Genomic DNA, 19,765 nt, shown 5'->3' on the forward strand with positions numbered 1-19,765 from the left:
CGAACGCCGGGTGGGTAAATCCAGCCCCTCCGGCGTTTGAGGAGCGGGGTCTGGGGCGGAGCCCCAGGAGGATGGGACGGGTAGGGGCGGCGGGGGCGAGGGGAGTCGGTCGTTCTACGGCGCCACTATCAGCAACGCCGCCATCCCCAACCCCAGGACCACACCCGCCGCCCCACAGATGATCCCGGCAAGAGCCTGACCCGCGTTCGTCGCCTCGCCCCGCCGCGCCTTGCCCCGCCCGATCGCACCGAAGATCACGGCAAGCACCCCCACGACGATGGCCACCGGCCACAGACAGAAGACGACCGCGGAGATGATCCCGAGCACCAGCCCGGCGGTGCCCATCCCGTTGCTCGGCATGGCCTGCATCCCGGGCCACCCGTAGTAACCCGCGGCCCCCGGCCCCGGCGGATAGCCATAGCCACCGGGCCCGGGATAGCCGTACGGCACCTGCCCCGGCCCGTCGGGCGCGATGGGCGGCGGCGGAACGGGCTCACCGTGGGCGCCGTAGGGCATCGACGCCGCGGGCCCCGGTGGGGCGAACGGGTTGGCCGGCGGCCCCGAGGACGGCATGGAGGTGACTGTCTGCTGATCGTGCACGGACGGCGCCGGCCAGGACGGCGGAACGTTCGGGGCGAGGGTGTGCCCAGGTCCCCCTGGGGCGGAGGGGGCGGAGGGAGCCCCCCGCGCACCCGCGACCGGAGGAGCCCACGGATCCGGCTCGGGTCGGGCGTCGGAGCCACCCGGTACCACGCCGTCCCGCCGGTCCCCCTTGTCCAAGGACGTCGTCGCCCTCTTGTCCAACGAAACGCCCGGCTCCCCAGCCGGCGCCTCCCCCGTCGCTTCCGGCCCATGCGCGTCGTCGGACATACGCGGCCCCCCTCTGTCGTACGTGCCGTCATGTTATGGCCCGGGCCTCACCGGCGCGGCTCCGGCATACGATGACCCCGAGTCACCGATCAGCCGATCACCCGCGTCCCGCCGCCGCCCACAGTGCCGGCCGCAGACGCCGTTCCCGGGGAGGAACCTTGACCGACCGTCTCGTCGACGCCCGCGTCCCGCGCGACCTGCACGCCTTCATCGCCGGACTGCCCAAGGCCGAACTGCACGTCCACCACGTCGGCTCCGCCTCCCCCCGTATCGTCGCGGAACTCGCCGCCCGCCACCCCGACTCCAAGGTCCCCACGGACCCCGAGGCCCTGGTCGACTACTTCACGTTCACGGACTTCGCCCACTTCATCGACGTGTACCTGTCCGTCGTGGATCTGATCCGCACCCCGGAGGACGTACGGCTGCTGACGTACGAGGTGGCTCGCGACCTGGCCCGCCAGCAGGTGCGCTACGCCGAGCTGACCATCACCCCGTTCTCCTCCACGCGCCGCGGCATCGAGGCGGGCGCCTTCATGGCGGCGATCGAGGATGCCCGCAAGACGGCCGAGGCCGAGTTCGGGACCGTGCTGCGCTGGTGCTTCGACATCCCGGGCGAGGCCGGCCTGGAGGCCGCCGAGGAGACCACGCGGCTCGCCACGGACGATCGGCTGCGCCCGGAGGGCCTGGTCTCCTTCGGGCTCGGCGGGCCCGAGATCGGCGTACCGAGGCCGCAGTTCAAGCCGTACTTCGACCGCGCGCTCGCCGCCGGACTGCACTCCGTGCCGCACGCCGGCGAGACCACCGGACCGGAGACGGTCTGGGACGCCCTCATCCACCTGGGCGCCGAGCGCATCGGGCACGGCACCAGCTCTGCGCGGGACCCGAAGCTGCTCGCGCACCTCGCCGAGCACCGGATCCCGCTGGAGGTGTGCCCGACCTCCAACATCGCCACGCGCGCGGTCCGCACGATCGACGAGCACCCGATCAAGGAGTTCGTGAAGGCCGGCGTCGTCGTCACCATCAACTCCGACGACCCGCCGATGTTCGGCACCGACCTCAACAACGAGTACGCGGTCGCCGCCCGTCTCCTCGACCTCGACGAGCGTGGCCTGGCCGACCTCGCCAAGAACGCCGTCGACGCGTCCTTCCTCGACGAGACCGGCAAGGCCCGGATCACGGCCGAGATCGACACGTACACCGCCGACTGGCTCGCCCCCTGAGCCCACCGGCCACCGCCATCGCCCCTGTCCTCGCCCCCGTTCCCAGCAGAATGGCCTCATGCAGAACGTGACCGCCGTCGCCCACCGCGGCGACCCCTACCGCGTCCGCGAGAACACGCTCGCCTCCCTGCGCTCCGCGCTCGAACGGGGCGCGGACGCGGTCGAGATCGACGTACGCCTCACCAAGGACGGCGTGCCGGTGCTGCTGCACGACGAGACGCTGAAGCGGCTGTGGGAGCAGGATCGGCCGCTGCTCGCGCTGTCGGCGGCCGAGGTGCGGGGGCTGACGGCGGGCGGGGTGCCGACGCTGGCGGAGGCGCTCGCGGCGTGCGACGGGAGCCGGGTGATGCTCGACCTGCCGGGCACGCCCGATGTGCGGGCGGCGCGCCGGGTGGTGGACGTGGTCCGCGAGTGCGGGGCGCAGGATCGCGTGTACTACTGCGCGGGCGCCCCGGCCATGCTCGCCGTCCGCGCCGCCGACCCGGCCGCCGAGATCGCCCTGACCTGGACGACGTCGGCCCCGCCGCGTGCCGGCCTGCTGGCGGCGGTGCGCCCGCGCTGGCTGAACTACCGCTTCAGTCTGGTCGACCACGCCCTCGCCGAGCGCGTCCACCGCGACGGCTGCCTGCTGTCCGTCTGGACCCCGGACACCCGCCGCTCCCTGCGCCGCCTGCTGGACTGCGGCGTCGACTCGATCACGACGAACCGGATCGACCTCCTGCTCGCTACACGCGGGACTGCTGAGGCACGGTAGCCGCGTCCGCAGGGGTCTCGCGCGTGACGTACTGCGGTACCGGTGTGTCGTCCTTGCCGGTGTCGCGGACGAGACCGTAGCGGACCGCGCCGTCGGGCGGCCCCTGGTTGATGTCTTTGTCGGCCGCGGCCCAGTCCGACGGGAAGACAGCGAGGCCGTAGTCGGCACCGCGTTCGTTCTGGGTGAGGGTGACGCTGCCGTCGAGGTAGAAGTACTCGTTCTGCCACATCTGCTGGGTGCCGTCCGGCAGGACCGTGTAGCCGATGTCCGGGCCGCCCATGCCGGTGACGTAGCCCCGGTCGGAACCGTCGCCGTAGACGTCGTCCATGCGACGGCCGCCGCCGGAGGCGACGTGGAAGAGCTTGCCCTTCAAGCCGGTCCAGGCCGGCATGACCAGGGCGCCGGGCCGTGAGTGCGGCGAGAGCTGCCAGCGCACGAGGACATAGCCCTGGCCGCTGAGCGTCACGCTGTCGCCGCGGTGCTGCATCACGGCCCGCCGGCCGCCCGTGCTGGTGATCCCGGACTCGGGGCGACGCGGGAGGGCCGCGGGCCGGGCGTCGGGGTCGGGGGCCCGGTCGACGGCGTCGACGACCGTGCCGTACAGGTCGGCCCTCTTCGTCGCGGACGGCGATGGTGACGGGGAAGGCGTGGCTGTCGGCGTCGCGGACGGCGGGGGCGACTGCGGGCGGGCCGTGCTCGCGTCCGTGGGCGCGACCGCGTGCGGCGGGGCGTCCGGGGTCTGGGTGACGACGTACGCGCCGCCCGCGACGATCGTCGCACCGGCGGTCACCGCCACGGCGGGCTGGGTGAGCGCGGCCATCACCTTCGCCGTCCAGCCGACGGAGGTCGCCGTGGCCGTGGCCGCGGCCGCCGTCTTGCCGCCGAGGGCCAGGGAGAGGGTGAAGCCGACGGGGATGGGGACGAGCGCGATACCGACGAGGAGGCGTTCCGCCGGCACGACGGCCTCGCGGGTGTCCCCGCAGTAGCCGCAGCCCCTGATGTGCCGGGCCAGCCGCTTGCGCCAGACCGAGTCGGGGCGGCCGTTCCAGCGGGCGGCGAGTTCGCGCAGGCCGGGGCAGGCGCCGTCCAGCGCGCGTACGATGCCGCGCGCGGTTTCCAGCCGTTCCTTCACCCGCTGGACCCGCACGGCGGCGTGCTGCCGGCTGATCCCGGCCGCGGCGGCCAGTTCGCGCCGGGTCAGCTCGCCCGCGACCTCCAGCCACCACAGCGACAGCAGCTGCCGGTCCTCGTCGTCCAGCCAGCGCACCGCCTCGGCGACCTCGCGCCGCTGCCCCTCCAACTGGAGCCGCAGCACCGTGAGTTCGGCGAAGTCGGTGGCCTCGCGCGCGGCCGACTCGTCCAGTTGGGCGGTCTGCCTGCGGCGCGCCCGGTCCCGGATCTGCCGCATGGCGATCGCGACGAGCCAGGAGCGGAAGCTGTCCGGGTCCCGCAGCGAGCCGAGGTTGTCGACGGCGCGCAGCATGGTCTCCTGGACGACGTCGTCGACGTCGGCATGGCCGTTCAGGGCCCGCCCGACCACGTTGTAGACCAGCGGCAGCCACCCCTCGACCAGCTCGTCCAGCGCCTGCCGGTCACCGGCCTGCGCCGCCGCGATGGTGGAGCGCCACTGCCTGCGGGCTCCCTCGTCCACGTGCGTCCTCTCCCAGGTCATCTGCTGCCCGTACGCACCTTCCTGCCTGACCAGCACCGGTGGCTATATCGGAGATCACATTCCGCTTGCGGGGTGGAGACGCGGTGAAGGCGACGGCGATAACACTTTTTTGGACAGTCGGCGTCCCGTAAGGGCGATCCCTTACAACTCGCTTGTTCTGTACAGCACTTGCTCCGGGCTCCCCAAGGGTCGAGCCCCTCCTCGCCGACGATTCGGCCGGGGCCCTGCCACCGCGACGATGATCACAGACATCCCGTCGACCTCAGGAGCAGCAGATGCCCGTACGCCCGCTTCCCGCCCTCCTCACCTCGGCGCTCGCGCTGACCCTGACCGCACTGCCGCTGGCCGGGACGGCCTCCGCGCGGCCCGCGTCGTCATCGTCGTCGTGCTCCGCGCAGGCGATCGAGGCGGCCAGCCCGGACGGGCCGGACGTGAAGGCCCTGTGTGCCGCGCTCGCCGGACTGCCCGACCGGGACGCGACGGCCGCGCTGATCCGCGTGGGCGGCAAGGGGAGCTGGCACGGGGTGGCCGGAGTGCGGGACATACGAACCGGTGCGCCCGCGCTGGAGAACGCCCGCTTCCGGGCCGGTTCCACGACCAAGATCGTGACCTCGGCGATCGTGCTCCAGCTCGCCGCCGAGGGGCGGATCTCCCTCGACGGGACCGTGCAGCAGTACCTGCCCGGCCTGCTCACGAAGGACTTCGCGCCCATCACCGTCCGGCAGCTGCTGAACTTCACCAGCGGACTTCAGCCGGGCGCCTCCCTCGGCGAGGACGTCGACGACGGCTACGAGCACCGCTTCGAGACGCTGACCCCCGAGGAGGTGGTGGCCGCGTCGGTCGCCAAGGGCCCGGACCCCGACCACGCGCCGGGCGAGCACCAGCGGTACGGCAACATCCACTACACCGTGCTGGGCATGCTGATCGAGAAGGTCACCGGCGACTCGTACGCCCACCAGGCGGCCGTACGGATCTTCCGCCCGCTCGGCATGCGGCACACCTCGTTCCCGGCCGGCCCGGACCCGCGCGTCCATGGGGCGCACAACCGCGGATACGACTGGATCGACGGAAAGCTCGTCGACGTGACCGAGTGGAACATGTCCGACCGGTTCGCGGCCGGCGACATGATCTCGACGACGAAGGACCTGGAGCGGCTGCTGTTCGCCCTGTTCCGCGGCCGGATCGTGCCCGAGCCGCAGCTGAAGGAGATGTTCACGGTCCCGGACGTCGAGGGGGCCACCATGAGTGCCGGGCTCCAGCGCTTCGAGCTGAACGGCAAGGTCATCTGGGCCAAGACGGGCGCCCGTCCCGGCTATCACACCGTCGTCGCCGCCACCCGTGACCTGTCCCGCACGGTGGTCTACTCGGCCAACTCGACCGACGCGAAGGGCGACGGCCTGGCCATCGCCCAGCGTTTCGCCTTCCCGGCGTTCAACCGCTGACGGCGACCGCGGCCGGGGGCGCCGGTGACGATGTCAGCGCCTCCAGCCGCTTGATCCTCCTCCGTACGACGTACAGGGGGATCACTCCGAAGACGCCGAAGGACATGTCGATCACCGACCACCAGAAGGGGATGTCGCGGATCGGCCCGCAGACGAGAGCGAGCGGGACGATGCCCGCGCAGGCGATCATCCCGAACTCGACGACCCAGATGTTGCGGACCGGGTCGCGGTAGGGGCCGTAGAAGGCGACGGCGATCACGAGATGCGCGAAGGCCAGCCAGTCCGTGCCGTAGAGGAGGAAGGGGTAGTCGGCGTCGGCGGCGTCCAGACCGCGCCGGACACGCTCGATCCAGTCCATCAGGCCGGGCAGGTGCTCCGGCACGGACAGGGCGCGCAACAGATCCTCGGTCCAGCGCAGTTCATGGACGAGGGGGAAGGCCGTGGCGCCGCTGAGCACCAGGCAGACGACGAAGAAGACCAGCCAGACGCGGATGCCCTTGAGCAGGGCGGCTCTGTCGCTCATGGGGCCAGCGTACGCCTAAGATTGAACACGTTCAAAAACACCTTCCACCTCAGGCCCGGTCCTACGATGTCCGCGGTGAACGGAGGAATCATGGCCCTGGACTTGAGCGGGCGGGCCTACCGCGCCCAGCGGTGGGCGGCGCGGACGGCGTTGGCCGCCGCGGGGCTCGCGGTGCTGGTGCCGCTCGCGTACGGCGGCGTCGGCGGCGCCCTGCTGCTGGTGGCCGGGGCGGCGGGCCTGGGCCTCAGCGCGATCGCGGTGTGGTGGACGCTGACCCTGCGCGGCCCGCTGCGCTGGGCCGCGGCCGTGGTGGCCCTGGCATTGCCCGCCGCCCTCGTCGCCCTGTTCGCGGCCACCCTGTTCTGGGCGCTGCTGGCATCCGTGGCGCTGTGGGCGGTGGCCGTCTGGAGCGGCCGGTACGCGCTGCGGGGGACGGGCAGTTCCCGGGTACGGGTGATGAGGGAGCGCAAGGCATCGCCGCCGCGACGGCCGTACCTGATCATGAACCCGCGCTCGGGCGGCGGGAAGGTGGTCCGCTTCGCGCTCCAGGAGAAGGCCGAGCGCCTCGGCGCCCGCGTCATCCTGCTCGACCCCGACGAGCACCAGGACGTCACCGCCCTGGCCCGCAAGGCCGTGGACGAGGGCGCGGACCTGCTGGGCGTGGCGGGCGGTGACGGCACCCAGGCGCTGGTCGCGGCCGTCGCCGCCGCGTACGACATCCCGTTCCTGGTGATCAGCGCCGGCACCCGCAACCACTTCGCCATGGACCTCGGCCTCGACCGTGAGGATCCCTCCGCCTGCCTCGACGCGCTCACCGACGGCGTGGAACTCCGTGTCGACCTCGGCTACGCGGGCGGCCGGGCCTTCGTCAACAACGCGTCCTTCGGGGCGTACGCGGCCATCGTCCAGAGCCCCGGCTACCGCGACGACAAGATCGGCACCAGCCTGGAGCTGCTGCCCGGCCTGCTCACCCGTCAGCAGGGCCCGCGGCTCACCGCCCGCGCGGCCGACAAGACCCTCGACGCCCCGCATGCCGTGCTGGTCAGCAACAACCCTTACCGCACGGACGACCCCTTCGGCCTCGGCCGCCGCGACCGCCTCGACGCCGCGGTCCTCGGCGTACTCGGCATCAGGGTGGACAACGCGGCCGAGGCCGCCGGACTGCTCCTCGACCCCGCACCGGGCGGCCTCACCATCCTGACCGCGCCCGAGGTGGTCATCGAAGCCGACCGCGCGGAGATCGAGGCCGGCATCGACGGCGAGGCCCTCGTCCTCCCGGCCCCGGTCCACTGCCGCATCGCCCCCGGCGCCCTACGCGTCCGCGTCCCCCGCAAGCGCCCGGGCACCCCGCAGCCCGTACCCCGCCTGGACTGGCGCCGACTGCGCAAACTCGCGGCGACGGTAGGGCGGACGGCGGTGCATCACCGGAGCCGGACTGTGTGACCAGGCTTCTCCGCCGGTCGGGCCAGGATGGTCCTGGCAGACACCGCAGGCATGGCCTCCGCGGCTCCGGCACTGAAAGTGATCCAGAACCACTGTTCAGCCGCCGCCGACAGGCATCAACCGCCTGAAGCAGTCCCGGGCAGTCGCCACCCGCCAACGACAAGCGCGGGTACGCCTTCCTCGGCACCGCCACAGCAGCAGCCCTGATCATCTGGCTGCGAACTTGATCGCCCGGACAAGTCCTGCGGTGGTCGGCACGTCCGGCTCTTCGCGCGGCAAGTGCCTCACGGGCATCGCATGCCCCCAGAGCCGCGTACGCAGCACTCGCTGCTGTCGACTTCACCCTCACCCGTGGGCATCCGCGCGCGCCTCGGTCGAACGGTCCGGGTCACCCAACGGCACGCGGGTCATCATCTGGCCCTGCAACGGCCAGAACAACCAGAAATGGACCAGGCAAGCCGACGGGTCGATCCGCAACGTCCACGCCGGGCTGTGCCTCGACGCCGAACAGGCAGGAACCACCAACGGGACCCCTCTCATCCTGTGGACCTGCAACGGCCAGAACAACCAGAAGTGGTCCTCGCTGTCGTAACCCGCCTTGTCTCCCCCTACCCGCGCAAGGAGATGCCCGGTGCGGAACAGGGCAGTCCCACGACAACAGGCCAAGCTGTCGGGACCGCCCCTCCCGCACCGGGACCGCGACTTCGAACCCATCGCCGCAGTCACCGGCCAGGCGCTCCAGTGGTACGGCCCGGACTTCGGCAGACCAGACACGCTGTCTCGGCAGCTCGTCGCCTGCATGCCGCTCAAGGCGCGGTCGGAAGCTGTACCGCCGTCGCCCTCACGGCTCGTCGTGTGTGACCCACGAGGTGCCGCGGTGGGTCTGTGCCACCATGAGCACTCCACGCAGCCGACGTCGGCCGCGGCGAACGATTCCGCCTGCGCCAACGCCTCAGCCTCTACGCGACGCGACGTGCGGCAGCCTGCGACCAGAATCAGCCCCTGTGCGTCTCCGTACGCGCGATCGTCGCGGAAGAGGCCCGTACTCGCCCACGGCCCAGTTGCGCTGGCCCTGAGGAATTAGCAGCTCAGCGGGCCTAGGACGCCAACCAAGCCAAGCCCATCGCGCGTCAGGCAAAGCCGAGTCACACGGACGTAGCGACCCCTTACAACCCCGCGATCGCGTTCCACCGCTTCGCGAACCCCACCCGCTCCTCCGACGTGATGTCCCGCGCGATGGCCAGCCGTTGGCGCATCGCCGCGTCCGGGAAGATCAGCGGGTCCTCGGCCAGCGCGGCCGTCTCCGCGTCCTTGGCGGAGGCGAGTACGTCCCGAGCGGCCGGGACCGGGCAGACGTAGTTGACCCATGCGGCCAGTTCGGCGGCGACCTCGGGCTCGTAGTAGTAGTCGACCAGCCGCTCGGCGTTGGTCTTGTGCATGGCCAGGTTGGGGATCATCAGGGACTCCGACCACAGCTCGGCGCCCTCCTCGGGGACGACGAAGCGGATGTCGGGGTCGTCCGCCTGGAGCTGGATGACGTCGCCCGAGTAGGCCTGACAGGCCAGGACGTCGCCGCTCGACAGGTCCTTGATGTAGTCGTTGCCGGTGAAGCGGCGGATCTGGCCCTTGCGGACCTGCTCCTCGACCTGGTCGCAGATCCGGTGGAAGTCGTCCGCCGTCCACCGGGTGATGTCGACACCGTTGCCCTGCATGAGCAGCGCGAAGGCCTCGTCCAGACCGGAGAGGAGCGTCACCCGGCCCTTCAGGTCGCTCGCCCACAGCTCGGACACGCCGCGTATGTCACGACCCAGCCTGCGGCGGTTGTACGCGATGCCGGTGATGCCGGACTGCCACGGCACGGTGAACTTCCGCCCGGGGTCGAAGGCCGGTGAACGCAGCAGCGGGTCCAGGTACTCGGTCACGTTCGGCTGCCGGGCCCGGTCCATCTCCTGCACCCAGCCCAGCCGTACGAACCGGGCGCACATCCAGTCGCTGATGACGATGAGGTCGCGGCCGGTGCGCTGATGGTTCATCAGGGCGGGGCTGATCTTGCCGAAGAACTCGTCGTTGTCGTTGATCTCCTCGACGTACTCGACGGAGATGCCGGTGCGCTTCCGGAAGCCCTCCAGCGTCGGCCGACGCGTCGCGTCCTCGTCGTCCGTGTCGATGTACAGCGGCCAGTTCGCCCAGGTGAGCCGCTTGTCGGTGGCGGAGAGATCGGCGGCGGCCCGGTCGGCGGGCGGAACGTAAGCGGCGGGCACACCGCAACCGGCGAGCCCGCCCGACAGCACCCCCGCACCGAGGGTGCGCAGCAGGGTCCGGCGGGACAGCGGGGAGTCGCTCGGGGGGAGGGCCATTGCGGCAGCATGCCGCCGCGGCCCAGGCCCGGGCAATCGACTCCTCGTCGAGTAGGACGCGGCACGCCGGACACGTTGTCAACCGGCCGGGACCGCAACGCCCTTGGGGGCGCGGGGAACTGCGCGACCAGCCCCCACGCACCCGCAGCCGAAGGACAACCCCTTACGCGTCCAGCGACGTCATCACGTGCTTGATCCGCGTGTAGTCATCGAACCCGTAAGCCGAGAGGTCCTTGCCGTACCCCGACTTCTTGAACCCACCGTGCGGCATCTCCGCGACCAGCGGAATGTGCGTGTTGATCCACACGCACCCGAAGTCCAGCTTCTTCGACATCCGCATCGCCCGCCCGTGGTCCTTCGTCCACACGGACGAAGCCAGCGCGTACTCCACGCCGTTGGCCCACTCGACGGCCTGGTCCTCGTCCGAGAAGGACTGGACGGTGATGACCGGCCCGAAGACCTCCTTCTGGATGATCTCGTCGTCCTGCTTCAGCCCCGACACCACGGTCGGCGCGTAGAAGTACCCCTTCTCGCCGACCTGGTGGCCACCGGCCTCGACCTTGGCGTGGGCGGGCAGCCGGTCGATGAACCCGGAGACCTGCTTGAGCTGGTTGGGGTTGTTGAGCGGGCCGAACAGCACGTCCTCGTCGTCCGGCTGGCCGGTCTTCGTGTCGGCGGCCGCCTTCGCGAGCGCCTGCACGAACTCGTCGTGGATGGCCTCCTGTACGAGCACGCGCGTGGCGGCCGTACAGTCCTGCCCGGCGTTGAAGAAGCCCGCGACGGAGATGTCCTCGACGGCCTTGGCGATGTCGGTGTCGTCGAAGACGACGACCGGCGCCTTGCCGCCCAGCTCCAGGTGGACCCGCTTGAGGTCCTTGGACGCCGACTCGGCGACCGACATGCCGGCGCGCACGGAGCCGGTGATGGAGGCCATCGCCGGGGTCGGGTGCTCGACCATGAGGCGGCCGGTGTCACGGTCGCCCGTGATGACGTTGAAGACACCCTTCGGCAGGATCGACCCGATGATCTCGGCGATCAGAACCGTCGAGGCCGGAGTCGTGTCCGACGGCTTCAGCACCACGGTGTTGCCCGCCGCGATCGCCGGCGCGAACTTCCATACGGCCATCATCATCGGGTAGTTCCAGGGCGCGACCTGCGCGCACACCCCGACCGGCTCACGGCGGACGATGGAGGTCAGACCCTCCATGTACTCACCGGCCGAGCGGCCCTCCAGCATCCGCGCCGCACCCGCGAAGAAGCGGATCTGGTCCACCATCGGCGGGATCTCCTCGGACCGCGTGAGCCCGATCGGCTTGCCGGTGTTCTCCACCTCGGCCGCGATGAGTTCCTCGGCCCGCTCCTCGAACGCGTCCGCGATCTTCAGCAGGGCCTTCTGCCGCTCGGCGGGGGTCGTGTCCCGCCAGCCCGGGAAGGCCCTGGCGGCGGCCTCCATCGCGGCGTCGACGTCCGCCTGCCCGGACAGCGGCGCGGTCGCGTACGCCTCGCCCGTCGCGGGGTTGACCACGTCGGTGGTCCGTCCGTCGGCGGCGTCCCGGAACTCACCGTCGATGTAGTTGCGCAGACGACGCAGCTCGGTGCTCACTGCCGGCCTCCTGTCAGGTGTCACTGCTACTGGCTGTCAGTTCTGGTTGTCCAGTTACTGAGACACCCACCCTAGTCGGCCGAGCCACGTTTTCAACACCCCCGATCGCGCCAGGGCTGCGAAATCCGCAGGTCTCAGTCGCGTAAACAACGAATTTCATCACTTCGGCCTTGCGGAACTGTCGAGACGTCGTGCACAGTGACGTCGTGGCCAGTCGAAGCGCAGAGCACAGGGACTCCCGCGAGTCCAGGAACGGCGGCGGTCCCCAGCTGGACGCCGTCTCCCTCGCCATCATCGAACAACTTCAGGAGGACGGCCGCCGGCCGTACGCCGCCATCGGCAAGGCCGTGGGCCTGTCCGAGGCGGCCGTGCGCCAGCGCGTCCAGAAACTGCTCGACCAGGGCGTGATGCAGATCGTCGCCGTCACGGACCCGCTCACGGTGGGCTTCCGCCGGCAGGCGATGGTCGGCGTCCACGTCGAGGGCGACGTGGAGTCGGTCGCCGACGCGCTGACCGCCATGTCCGAATGCGAGTACGTGGTGATGACGGCCGGGTCGTTCGACCTGATGGTGGAGATCGTCTGCGAGGACGACGACCACCTCCTGGACGTCATCAACCGACGCATCCGGGCCGTCCCCGGCGTGCGCTCGACCGAGAGCTTCGTCTACCTCAAGCTCAAGAAGCAGACCTACATGTGGGGAACCCGATAACCGTGAGGACCCGATAACCGTGAGCAGCAACAGCCCTCAGGACCTCAGCAGGACCGCGTACGACCACTTGTGGATGCACTTCACGCGTATGTCCTCGTACGAGAAGTCCCCCGTCCCGACCATCGTCCGGGGCGAGGGCACCTACATCTACGACGACAAGGGCAAGCGCTACCTCGACGGGCTCGCCGGCCTGTTCGTGGTGCAGGCCGGGCACGGCCGGGTCGAGCTGGCCGAGACCGCGTTCAAGCAGGCGCAGGAGCTGGCGTTCTTCCCGGTGTGGTCCTACGCCCACCCGAAGGCCGTGGAGCTGGCGGAGCGGCTGGCCCACGAGGCGCCGGGCGACCTCAACAAGGTCTTCTTCACCACCGGCGGCGGCGAGGCGGTCGAGACCGCCTGGAAGCTCGCCAAGCAGTACTTCAAGCTGATCGGCAAGCCCACCAAGTACAAGGTGATCTCCCGCGCGGTGGCGTATCACGGCACCCCGCAGGGCGCCCTGTCCATCACCGGCCTGCCCGGCCTGAAGGCCCCCTTCGAGCCGCTCGTCCCGGGCGCGCACAAGGTCCCGAACACCAACATCTACCGCGCCCCGCTCTTCGGCGACGACCCGGAGGCCTTCGGCCGCTGGGCCGCCGACCAGATCGAGCAGCAGATCCTCTTCGAGGGCCCGGACACGGTCGCCGCGGTCTTCCTGGAGCCGGTGCAGAACGCGGGCGGCTGCTTCCCGCCCCCGCCCGGGTACTTCCAGCGGGTCCGCGAGATCTGCGACCAGTACGACGTTCTGCTGGTGTCGGACGAGGTCATCTGCGCCTTCGGCCGCCTGGGCACGACGTTCGCCTGCGACAAGTTCGGCTACGTCCCGGACATGATCACCTGCGCCAAGGGCATGACCTCGGGCTACTCCCCGATCGGCGCGTGCATCATCTCCGACCGCCTGGCCGAGCCGTTCTACAAGGGCGACAACACCTTCCTGCACGGCTACACCTTCGGCGGCCACCCCGTGTCGGCCGCGGTGGGCATCGCCAACCTCGACCTCTTCGAGCGCGAGGGCCTCAACCAGCACGTGCTCGACAACGAGGGCGCCTTCCGCGCGACCCTGGAGAAGCTCCACGACCTGCCGATCGTCGGCGACGTCCGCGGCAACGGCTTCTTCTACGGCATCGAACTCGTCAAGGACAAGGCGACGAAGGAGTCCTTCAACGACGAGGAGACCGAGCGGGTCCTGTACGGCTTCCTCTCCAAGGCACTGTACGACAACGGCCTGTACTGCCGTGCGGATGACAGGGGCGACCCGGTCGTCCAGCTCGCGCCGCCGCTGATCTCCAACCAGGAGACGTTCGACGAGATCGAGCAGATCCTGCGGGCGACCCTGTCGGAGGCCTGGACGAAGCTCTAGACCTCCGGCGGTTCGACGGAGGACCGGCCTTCGGCGGTACGACGGCGGGGGTGCACCCGTAGGAGTGAGAAGGGTGCACCCCCGCCGCGTGCTGTCCGGCGTTCCGGTCCCGGATCCTTAGCGTGCCTGGTAACCGATCGGCCCTGTCTTCGTTCCCCCGCACGGGGGAACGGCACGGGAACTACGGATCTGACGAGGTGTACGCCCATGGAGGCTCCGCCGGACAACGACGTGCTCTGGGCACGCGCGCTGCACTTCACGCACCGCGACGGCTCCCCCGCGCTCGGCGGGGTCTCGCTCGGCGTGCGTGAAAGCGAGATCCTCGCCGTCACGGGCCCGCGCGGCAGCGGCAAGACGGCTCTCCTGCGGTGTCTGTCCGGCCTCCTTCCGGCGCGGGGCGGCGAGGTCTGGTTCAACAGCATCCCGGTGCACACCCTGGGCGCGCCGGCCCGCGAACGGCTCCGCCGCGACCGCTTCACCTGGATCGACCCGACCCCGACACTCGTCCCCGAGCTGAACGTCTGGGAGAACGCCGCCCTCCCCCTGATGCTGCGCGGCACCAGCCGCCGCCGTGCCAAGACGGCCGCGCTGGAGTGGCTGAACCGCCTGGACGTCGGCGAGTCGGCCCGCAAGCGCCCACACCAGCTGGTCCAGGCCGAACGGCAGCGCGTGTGCATCGCCCGGGCGCTGGCCCCCTCACCCACGGTCCTGTTCGCCGACGAACCGACGGCCCCCTTGCACCGCGCCGACCGCGCGCACGTCCTGCGCGCCCTGACGACGGCGGCCCGCTCGCACGGCATCACGGTCGTCCTGGCCACGTACGACGTGGAGAACGCGGCCTTCGCCGACCGCACCATCGCCCTCCTCGACGGCCGGCGCGTCAACACGGTGCACCTGCCTCCGGTCACCGCGACGGAAGGCCGGGCCGCGTGCTCGCTCTCCGTCTGACCCGAAGCGCCCAGCCGGCCGTACAACTGCGCCGCCTGCTCGTGGCGGCGGCCTCGGCGGGCACGGGCTTCCTGCTGCTCTGCGCCCTGGGCTACGCCATGTCCCACGCCGACGCCGGGGCGTCGCTCCTGCGCCTGGCCTGGTGCGTGCCCCCACTCGCGGCGACGGTCCACCTCGCGGTGGCGGTGGCCCGCACCGACCCCGGCAGCAAGCCCCGCCCCGGCCTCGCGGCGATCGGCCTGGGCCCGACCCGCCTGATGCTGGTCTCGGCCACCACCACGGCCCTGTCCTGCACCCTGGGCTCGATGCTCGCCCTGCTGGTCTTCCTCCACCTGCGCGGCGACCTGACGGGCATGCCCTTCGACGGCGCGGCCGCGGAGTTCCTGGCAGCGCACCGCCCCCTTCCTCTGCCGGCCGCCCTGACCCTGCTGACCCTGGTACCGGCGATCGCGTCGACGACGGTGGCCTTCGTCCTCCGGCCGAAGGAACCCGGCCACGCCGCGGCACGGGGCGCCGAGGGACGGTCGTACCGCCGCTTCGGGGCGTACGGCAGGGCGGTGGCCCGGGAGACGTTCGGGGCGTACGGGCGGTTCGGGGCGCGCCGGGGAGGGGCCCAGGAGAAGGGCGACCCGCCGCCGGAGGGGTCGAGCACGTCGGCAGAAGAACCTCAGGAATCCCCGGAGCCCCAAGAACCCCTGGAACCCCTGGAACCCCTGGACCACGTGGCCCACCTTCCGGCCCCCCGCAAACCCCCCGTCGGCCTCCCCTGGGGCATCGCCATCGTCGCCGCGGGCCTGGCCGTGGAGGCTTACGCCGCCCGCGCGGCAAGCGGCGCCCTCGCCCTTCCTTCCGCACTCCCCAGCGGCCCGGCCGGAGTACTGGTCGGCTGGCTCCTGACCGCCGTCGGGCTGGCCCTGGCCGCCCCCGGCCTCACCCACCTCTGCGGCCGCCTCCTCCAAGCCGTACGCCCGGGCGCCGTCCGCCTCCTGGCGGGCCGCGTCCTCATGGCGGAGGCCACCCGCATCGGCCGCCCCCTCGGCGTCGTCTGCGCCGTGGCCTCCGCGGCGTACGCCATGGCTCCCCTCTCCGCCGCCGCGACCACCGCCACCGTCGGCCCACTCAGCACCCTCGGCGCCACCGTGGTCACCGGCTGCGCCGTGGCCACCCTCCTCACGGCCGCCGTGGAGGCCAAACAGGCCCGCGCCGACACCACGGCCGCGCTGGTCCGCCTCGGCGCCCCCACCACGCTCCTCCGCAGTGCGGCAGCCCTGCGCGCCGGTGCCCTGCTCGCCTTCTTCTGCCCGCTCACCCTGATCGTGGCGGAGCTGGCCGCACTGCCCCTGGCAGCCCGCTGAAGCCGACGTCCGAAGACGTGGGAAGACGTACGAAAAAAAGATGTCCGCCGGGCGATGAGTTCCGCTCGGACCCCCGGTCTACCCCATCGAACAGCAGACACCCCGATGGGAGAGACCACGATGACCGCCCCCGCGTACCAGCAGATGATCTTCCTGAACCTGCCCGTGAACGACCTCGACGCCTCGAAGAAGTTCTTCACGGAGCTCGGTTACTCGATCAACGAGCAGTTCAGCGACGACACGACCGCGTCGGTCGTGATCAGCGAGACCATCGTCGCGATGGTGCACACCCACGAGAAGTACGCCCAGTTCACGAAGAAGCAGATCGCCGACGCGGCGAAGACCAGCGAGGTGCTGATCGCGCTGAGTTCCGAGAGCCGCGAGAAGGTCGACGAGCTGGTCGACAAGGCGGTCGCCGCGGGCGGTTCCGTCTCCGGCGAGACCCAGGACCACGGCTTCATGTACGGCCGCGCCTTCGACGACCTCGACGGCCACACCTGGGAGGTCGTCTGGATGGACCCGTCGGCCATCGAGGGCTGACGCGAGGCGTCCCATCCACGGTGCCTAGCATGGGCGGGTGCAGACGATGCCCGCCCATGCGGCCCACCACAACGACCGTGAGATAGAGACGCTGGAGGAGTTCGACGCGACCGTGTCGGCGCGCGGCTCCCTCGCCGGATTCCGCGTCCAGGCCGTCGACCTGACGGACCGTACGCGCGAGCTGCTCACCACCGACACGGCTGGCGCCCTCTTCCTCGGCTGCCCGATGCGCGAGGAGGCGGCGGCCAAGATCCGCGCGGACGGCGCCCTGGTCTTCCCGCCGGTCCCGGGCCTGCCCTTCGACCCGTACCGTGGCCTGGTCTACTCCCCCGACGAACTCTTCGCCTCCCTGACGGACGGCCCGGACGGCTACGAGAACACGCCGGACGCCCTCGCCTACGCCTGGTTCCAGCGGACCAAGGCCGACGGCGACATCTACGCCTCGATGCTCCGCGCGGTCCACGACGACTCGGTCTCGGACGCGCTCGACGAACTGCTCTCCGGCGCACGGGTGGTGGGCGTCATGGGCGGCCACGCGATGCGGCGCGGTACGGAGGAGTACGAGGATGCCGCGCGACTCGGCCGGGAGCTGGCCCGCGCCGGTCTCACGGTCGCCACCGGCGGCGGCCCGGGCGCGATGGAGGCGGCCAACCTCGGTGCGTACGGCGCCCCGTACGACGACGAGATGCTCACCGACGCGCTCCGGCTGCTGGCGAAGGCACCGCTGTTCACTCCCTCGGTCACCGAGTGGGCGACGGCCGCCTTCGAGGTCCGTGCGCGCTGGCCGAAGGGCGGCCGCTCCGTCGGGATCCCGACGTGGTTCTACGGCCACGAGCCGCCGAACCCGTTCGCCTCCCACATCGCCAAGTACTTCGCCAACGCCACCCGCGAGGACGGCCTCCTGGCCCGCTCCAACGCGGGCGTCGTCTTCCTGCCGGGTGCCGCCGGCACCGTTCAGGAGATCTTCGACAACGCGACGCCGAACTACTACGAGTCGCGCGGCGGGCCGACCCCGATGGTGCTCGTGAACCGGGCCCACTGGACGGAGAAGTTGCCTGCCTGGCCGCTGTTGAAGGCCCTTGCCCGGGAGCGGTCGATGGAGTCCCGTATCGCCCTCGTCGACCGAATCGAGGAGGCTCCGGAGGCTCTGAAACGTCTCAGCGAGCAATAAGCGGGCAAAGCCAACGGCTGTGGGCCGCATACGCGTTGACACTGCTTATGCCACGCTTATAAACCTGTGAGACTCCTGGGGACGGTGATGTCACATCGCCGCCTCGTTCAACCCCCCTCAGTGGTGCAACTCGTAAGGACAAAAGTGTCCATAAACCGCCGTACTGTCGCGCGTTCCGTGCGCGCTCTTGGTGTTGCCTCCGCCTCGGCCGCGCTCGCGCTCGGCCTCGCGGGCAACGCGCTCGCATGCGACATCAGTGAATTCTCCGCCGAAGCCAAGTGCGACGGCGACAAGGGTGTCATCGCGGTCACCGACGTGGACCCCAGCGGTGTCCCGGCGACCGTCAGCGTGTACCTGCAGAACAACGGCGCCGACCTGAAGAAGGTCGGCGAGCAGGTGGTCAAGGGCTCGCGCGAGGGTGTCACCATCACCTTCGCCGAGGACTGGAAGCCGGACGCCGAGTACCGCGTCCACGTCAAGGCCGCCGGCTATGTCGACGAGGACATCAAGCCGAACCTGACGACGCCGTCCACGGCCTGCAAGAAGGACGAGGAGGAGCCGCCGGCTCCGTCGGACACCCCGACCCCGTCGGACTCCGCCTCCACCCCGGCCGAGGAGACCGACTCCCCGACCCCGACGCCCTCGGAGAGCGAGAGCACCGCCCCCGCGGACACGGTCAGCAGCGCCCCGTCCCCGGCGGCCGGTGACTCCAACCTCGCCGAGACCGGTGCGAACTCCAACACCGGCCTGATCGCCGGCATCGCGGTCGCCCTGGTCGCGATCGGTGGCGGCGCGGTCTTCCTCGGCCTGCGCCGTCGCGGGGCGAGCAGCGACCGCTGACACCCCGCACAGCAACACCCTCGTGGCCCGTCCCCTTCCCGGGGGCGGGCCATTCGCCTGTCGCACGGGGGGGCGTACGGCTGGCGTACGGCTGGCGTACGGCTGTCCGCTCCTGTCAGCCGAAGGTCGCCCGCTCCAGCCAGAACTCCAGCAACTCCCGCTCGCCGAGGACCTCCAACTCCGGGCTGTCCAGCGGCAGTCGACGGTAGAAGCCGAGCAGTACGGCGGTGAGGGGACCGCGCAGCGCGACCGTCGCCTTCTCATGGCCGCGCCGCCAGGCGATGACGTCCTCGGCGAGGTCGATGAACCACTCCGCGTCGACGTCAGGGGTGTTGTCGGTGGCGTGCAGATGGATGCTGCCGCCCGGTCGGCGCAGTTCCCGCGCCGGATCGTCCGGCAGCGTCCGCTGGGCCCACTCCACGATCTCCAACCACTCGTCGATCGCGTCGGCGGCGATGTCCGGGGCGACCTCGTAGGGCAGCCCCGCGGCGAGGGTCGCGTCCGCACGGTGGATCGTGATCTCGTGGGTCATACGGCGGGCCCAGAACCCTGCGTTGAACACCCCGGCCCAGCCCCACACCTTGGCGTCGGGACCGGCTTCTCGCAGCGTGGCGACGACCATCTCACCGGTCTCGGCGAGCCAGTTGTCGAGCGCCACGGGGTCGCCCTCGCCCTCGGGCCCGTCCGCCCCCGGCACCTTCTCCTCCGGGATCTCCTCCTGCGCCCGCGTCCGCACCATCAGCTCCACCCAGCGCAGGGCGCCGCCGGTGTGCCGTAGGAGCTGTTCCAGGGACCAGTCCGGGCAGGTCGGCACGGTGACCGACAGGTCGGCACCGGAGGTCACCAGGGCCCTCAACAGGCCGACCTGGTGGGCGATTTCGTCGCAGTAACGATCGTGCGGGAGTGACGTCATGCCCCGCACCC

17 protein-coding genes and 2 pseudogenes are annotated in these 19,765 nt (G+C 71.0%); 13 read left to right on the plus strand and 6 right to left on the minus strand.

What is annotated here, in order from left to right:
* Positions 1-114 precede the first annotated feature (114 nt).
* Complete coding sequence (locus ADK36_RS37470) at positions 115-573, minus strand: DUF4190 domain-containing protein (RefSeq protein WP_234330031.1); 459 nt, start codon at positions 571-573, stop codon at positions 115-117.
* Positions 574-1,028: 455 nt separating this feature from the next.
* On the opposite strand from ADK36_RS37470, the gene ADK36_RS37475 reads away from it, so the two are divergent.
* Both ADK36_RS37475 and ADK36_RS37480 read left to right on the plus strand, forming a co-directional pair.
* Positions 1,029-2,090: an adenosine deaminase gene (locus tag ADK36_RS37475; protein ID WP_048580702.1), complete on the plus strand. Its 1,062-nt coding sequence runs from the start codon at positions 1,029-1,031 to the stop codon at positions 2,088-2,090.
* Positions 2,091-2,148: 58 nt separating this feature from the next.
* Positions 2,149-2,844: a glycerophosphodiester phosphodiesterase gene (locus tag ADK36_RS37480; RefSeq protein ID WP_048580701.1), complete on the plus strand. Its 696-nt coding sequence runs from the start codon at positions 2,149-2,151 to the stop codon at positions 2,842-2,844.
* Here ADK36_RS37480 and ADK36_RS37485 read toward each other — a convergent pair.
* Complete coding sequence (locus ADK36_RS37485) at positions 2,816-4,516, minus strand: sigma-70 family RNA polymerase sigma factor (RefSeq protein WP_053200793.1); 1,701 nt, start codon at positions 4,514-4,516, stop codon at positions 2,816-2,818. The genes ADK36_RS37480 and ADK36_RS37485 overlap by 29 nt on opposite strands.
* A 275-nt stretch (positions 4,517-4,791) precedes the next feature.
* On the opposite strand from ADK36_RS37485, the gene ADK36_RS37490 reads away from it, so the two are divergent.
* Positions 4,792-5,958 (plus strand): serine hydrolase domain-containing protein, encoded by a 1,167-nt coding sequence (locus tag ADK36_RS37490; RefSeq protein ID WP_053200795.1) that lies wholly within the window; start codon positions 4,792-4,794, stop codon positions 5,956-5,958.
* Here the strand turns inward: ADK36_RS37490 and ADK36_RS37495 are convergent.
* Positions 5,948-6,481: a hypothetical protein gene (locus ADK36_RS37495; RefSeq protein ID WP_048580699.1), complete on the minus strand. Its 534-nt coding sequence runs from the start codon at positions 6,479-6,481 to the stop codon at positions 5,948-5,950. The genes ADK36_RS37490 and ADK36_RS37495 overlap by 11 nt on opposite strands.
* 90 nt (positions 6,482-6,571) lie before the next feature.
* Here ADK36_RS37495 and ADK36_RS37500 point away from each other — a divergent pair, with 90 nt between their 5' ends.
* The 3 genes and pseudogenes from ADK36_RS37500 to ADK36_RS50745 form a co-directional block, all read left to right on the plus strand.
* Complete coding sequence (locus ADK36_RS37500) at positions 6,572-7,924, plus strand: diacylglycerol/lipid kinase family protein (RefSeq protein WP_048580698.1); 1,353 nt, start codon at positions 6,572-6,574, stop codon at positions 7,922-7,924.
* 385 nt (positions 7,925-8,309) lie between these two features.
* Positions 8,310-8,516, plus strand: a pseudogene (locus ADK36_RS47195) (RICIN domain-containing protein); the annotation flags it as partial.
* A 69-nt stretch (positions 8,517-8,585) separates the two neighbouring features.
* Positions 8,586-8,690, plus strand: a pseudogene (locus ADK36_RS50745) (PIN domain nuclease); the annotation flags it as partial.
* Positions 8,691-9,090: 400 nt separating this feature from the next.
* On the opposite strand, the gene ADK36_RS37510 reads toward ADK36_RS50745, so the two are convergent.
* Positions 9,091-10,281, minus strand: coding sequence for an ABC transporter substrate-binding protein (locus ADK36_RS37510; protein WP_048580696.1), 1,191 nt, complete (start codon positions 10,279-10,281; stop codon positions 9,091-9,093).
* A gap of 163 nt (positions 10,282-10,444) precedes the next feature.
* A complete protein-coding gene (locus ADK36_RS37515; RefSeq protein ID WP_048580695.1) occupies positions 10,445-11,884 on the minus strand; it encodes a gamma-aminobutyraldehyde dehydrogenase in 1,440 nt (479 codons plus the stop codon).
* 191 nt (positions 11,885-12,075) lie between these two features.
* Here ADK36_RS37515 and ADK36_RS37520 point away from each other — a divergent pair, with 191 nt between their 5' ends.
* From ADK36_RS37520 to ADK36_RS37550, 7 genes are all read left to right on the plus strand, one after another.
* Positions 12,076-12,594: an Lrp/AsnC family transcriptional regulator gene (locus tag ADK36_RS37520; protein WP_048580694.1), complete on the plus strand. Its 519-nt coding sequence runs from the start codon at positions 12,076-12,078 to the stop codon at positions 12,592-12,594.
* Positions 12,595-12,613: 19 nt separating this feature from the next.
* Positions 12,614-13,987, plus strand: a complete 1,374-nt coding sequence (locus tag ADK36_RS37525; RefSeq protein ID WP_048580693.1) for an aspartate aminotransferase family protein — start codon at positions 12,614-12,616, stop codon at positions 13,985-13,987.
* 207 nt (positions 13,988-14,194) lie between these two features.
* Positions 14,195-14,935 carry an ABC transporter ATP-binding protein gene (locus ADK36_RS37530; protein ID WP_048580692.1) on the plus strand — a complete coding sequence of 247 codons (741 nt, stop codon included), beginning with the start codon at positions 14,195-14,197 and terminating at the stop codon, positions 14,933-14,935.
* Entirely contained in the window at positions 14,917-16,290 is a 1,374-nt protein-coding gene (locus tag ADK36_RS37535) for a hypothetical protein (RefSeq protein WP_053200799.1), read from the plus strand. The genes ADK36_RS37530 and ADK36_RS37535 overlap by 19 nt, the downstream gene beginning before the upstream one ends.
* 120 nt (positions 16,291-16,410) lie before the next feature.
* Positions 16,411-16,830, plus strand: coding sequence for a VOC family protein (locus tag ADK36_RS37540; RefSeq protein WP_048580690.1), 420 nt, complete (start codon positions 16,411-16,413; stop codon positions 16,828-16,830).
* Positions 16,831-16,867: 37 nt separating this feature from the next.
* Positions 16,868-18,001: an LOG family protein gene (locus ADK36_RS37545; protein ID WP_048580689.1), complete on the plus strand. Its 1,134-nt coding sequence runs from the start codon at positions 16,868-16,870 to the stop codon at positions 17,999-18,001.
* Positions 18,002-18,178: 177 nt separating this feature from the next.
* Positions 18,179-18,841, plus strand: coding sequence for an LAETG motif-containing sortase-dependent surface protein (locus ADK36_RS37550; protein WP_234330032.1), 663 nt, complete (start codon positions 18,179-18,181; stop codon positions 18,839-18,841).
* 115 nt (positions 18,842-18,956) lie between these two features.
* Here the strand turns inward: ADK36_RS37550 and ADK36_RS37555 are convergent, their stop codons facing one another.
* Positions 18,957-19,754, minus strand: a complete 798-nt coding sequence (locus ADK36_RS37555) for a maleylpyruvate isomerase family mycothiol-dependent enzyme (protein WP_048580687.1) — start codon at positions 19,752-19,754, stop codon at positions 18,957-18,959.
* Positions 19,755-19,765 lie beyond the last annotated feature (11 nt).

This window comes from Streptomyces viridochromogenes (assembly GCF_001270495.1).
GTDB classification, from domain to species: Bacteria; Actinomycetota; Actinomycetes; order Streptomycetales; family Streptomycetaceae; genus Streptomyces; species Streptomyces viridochromogenes_A.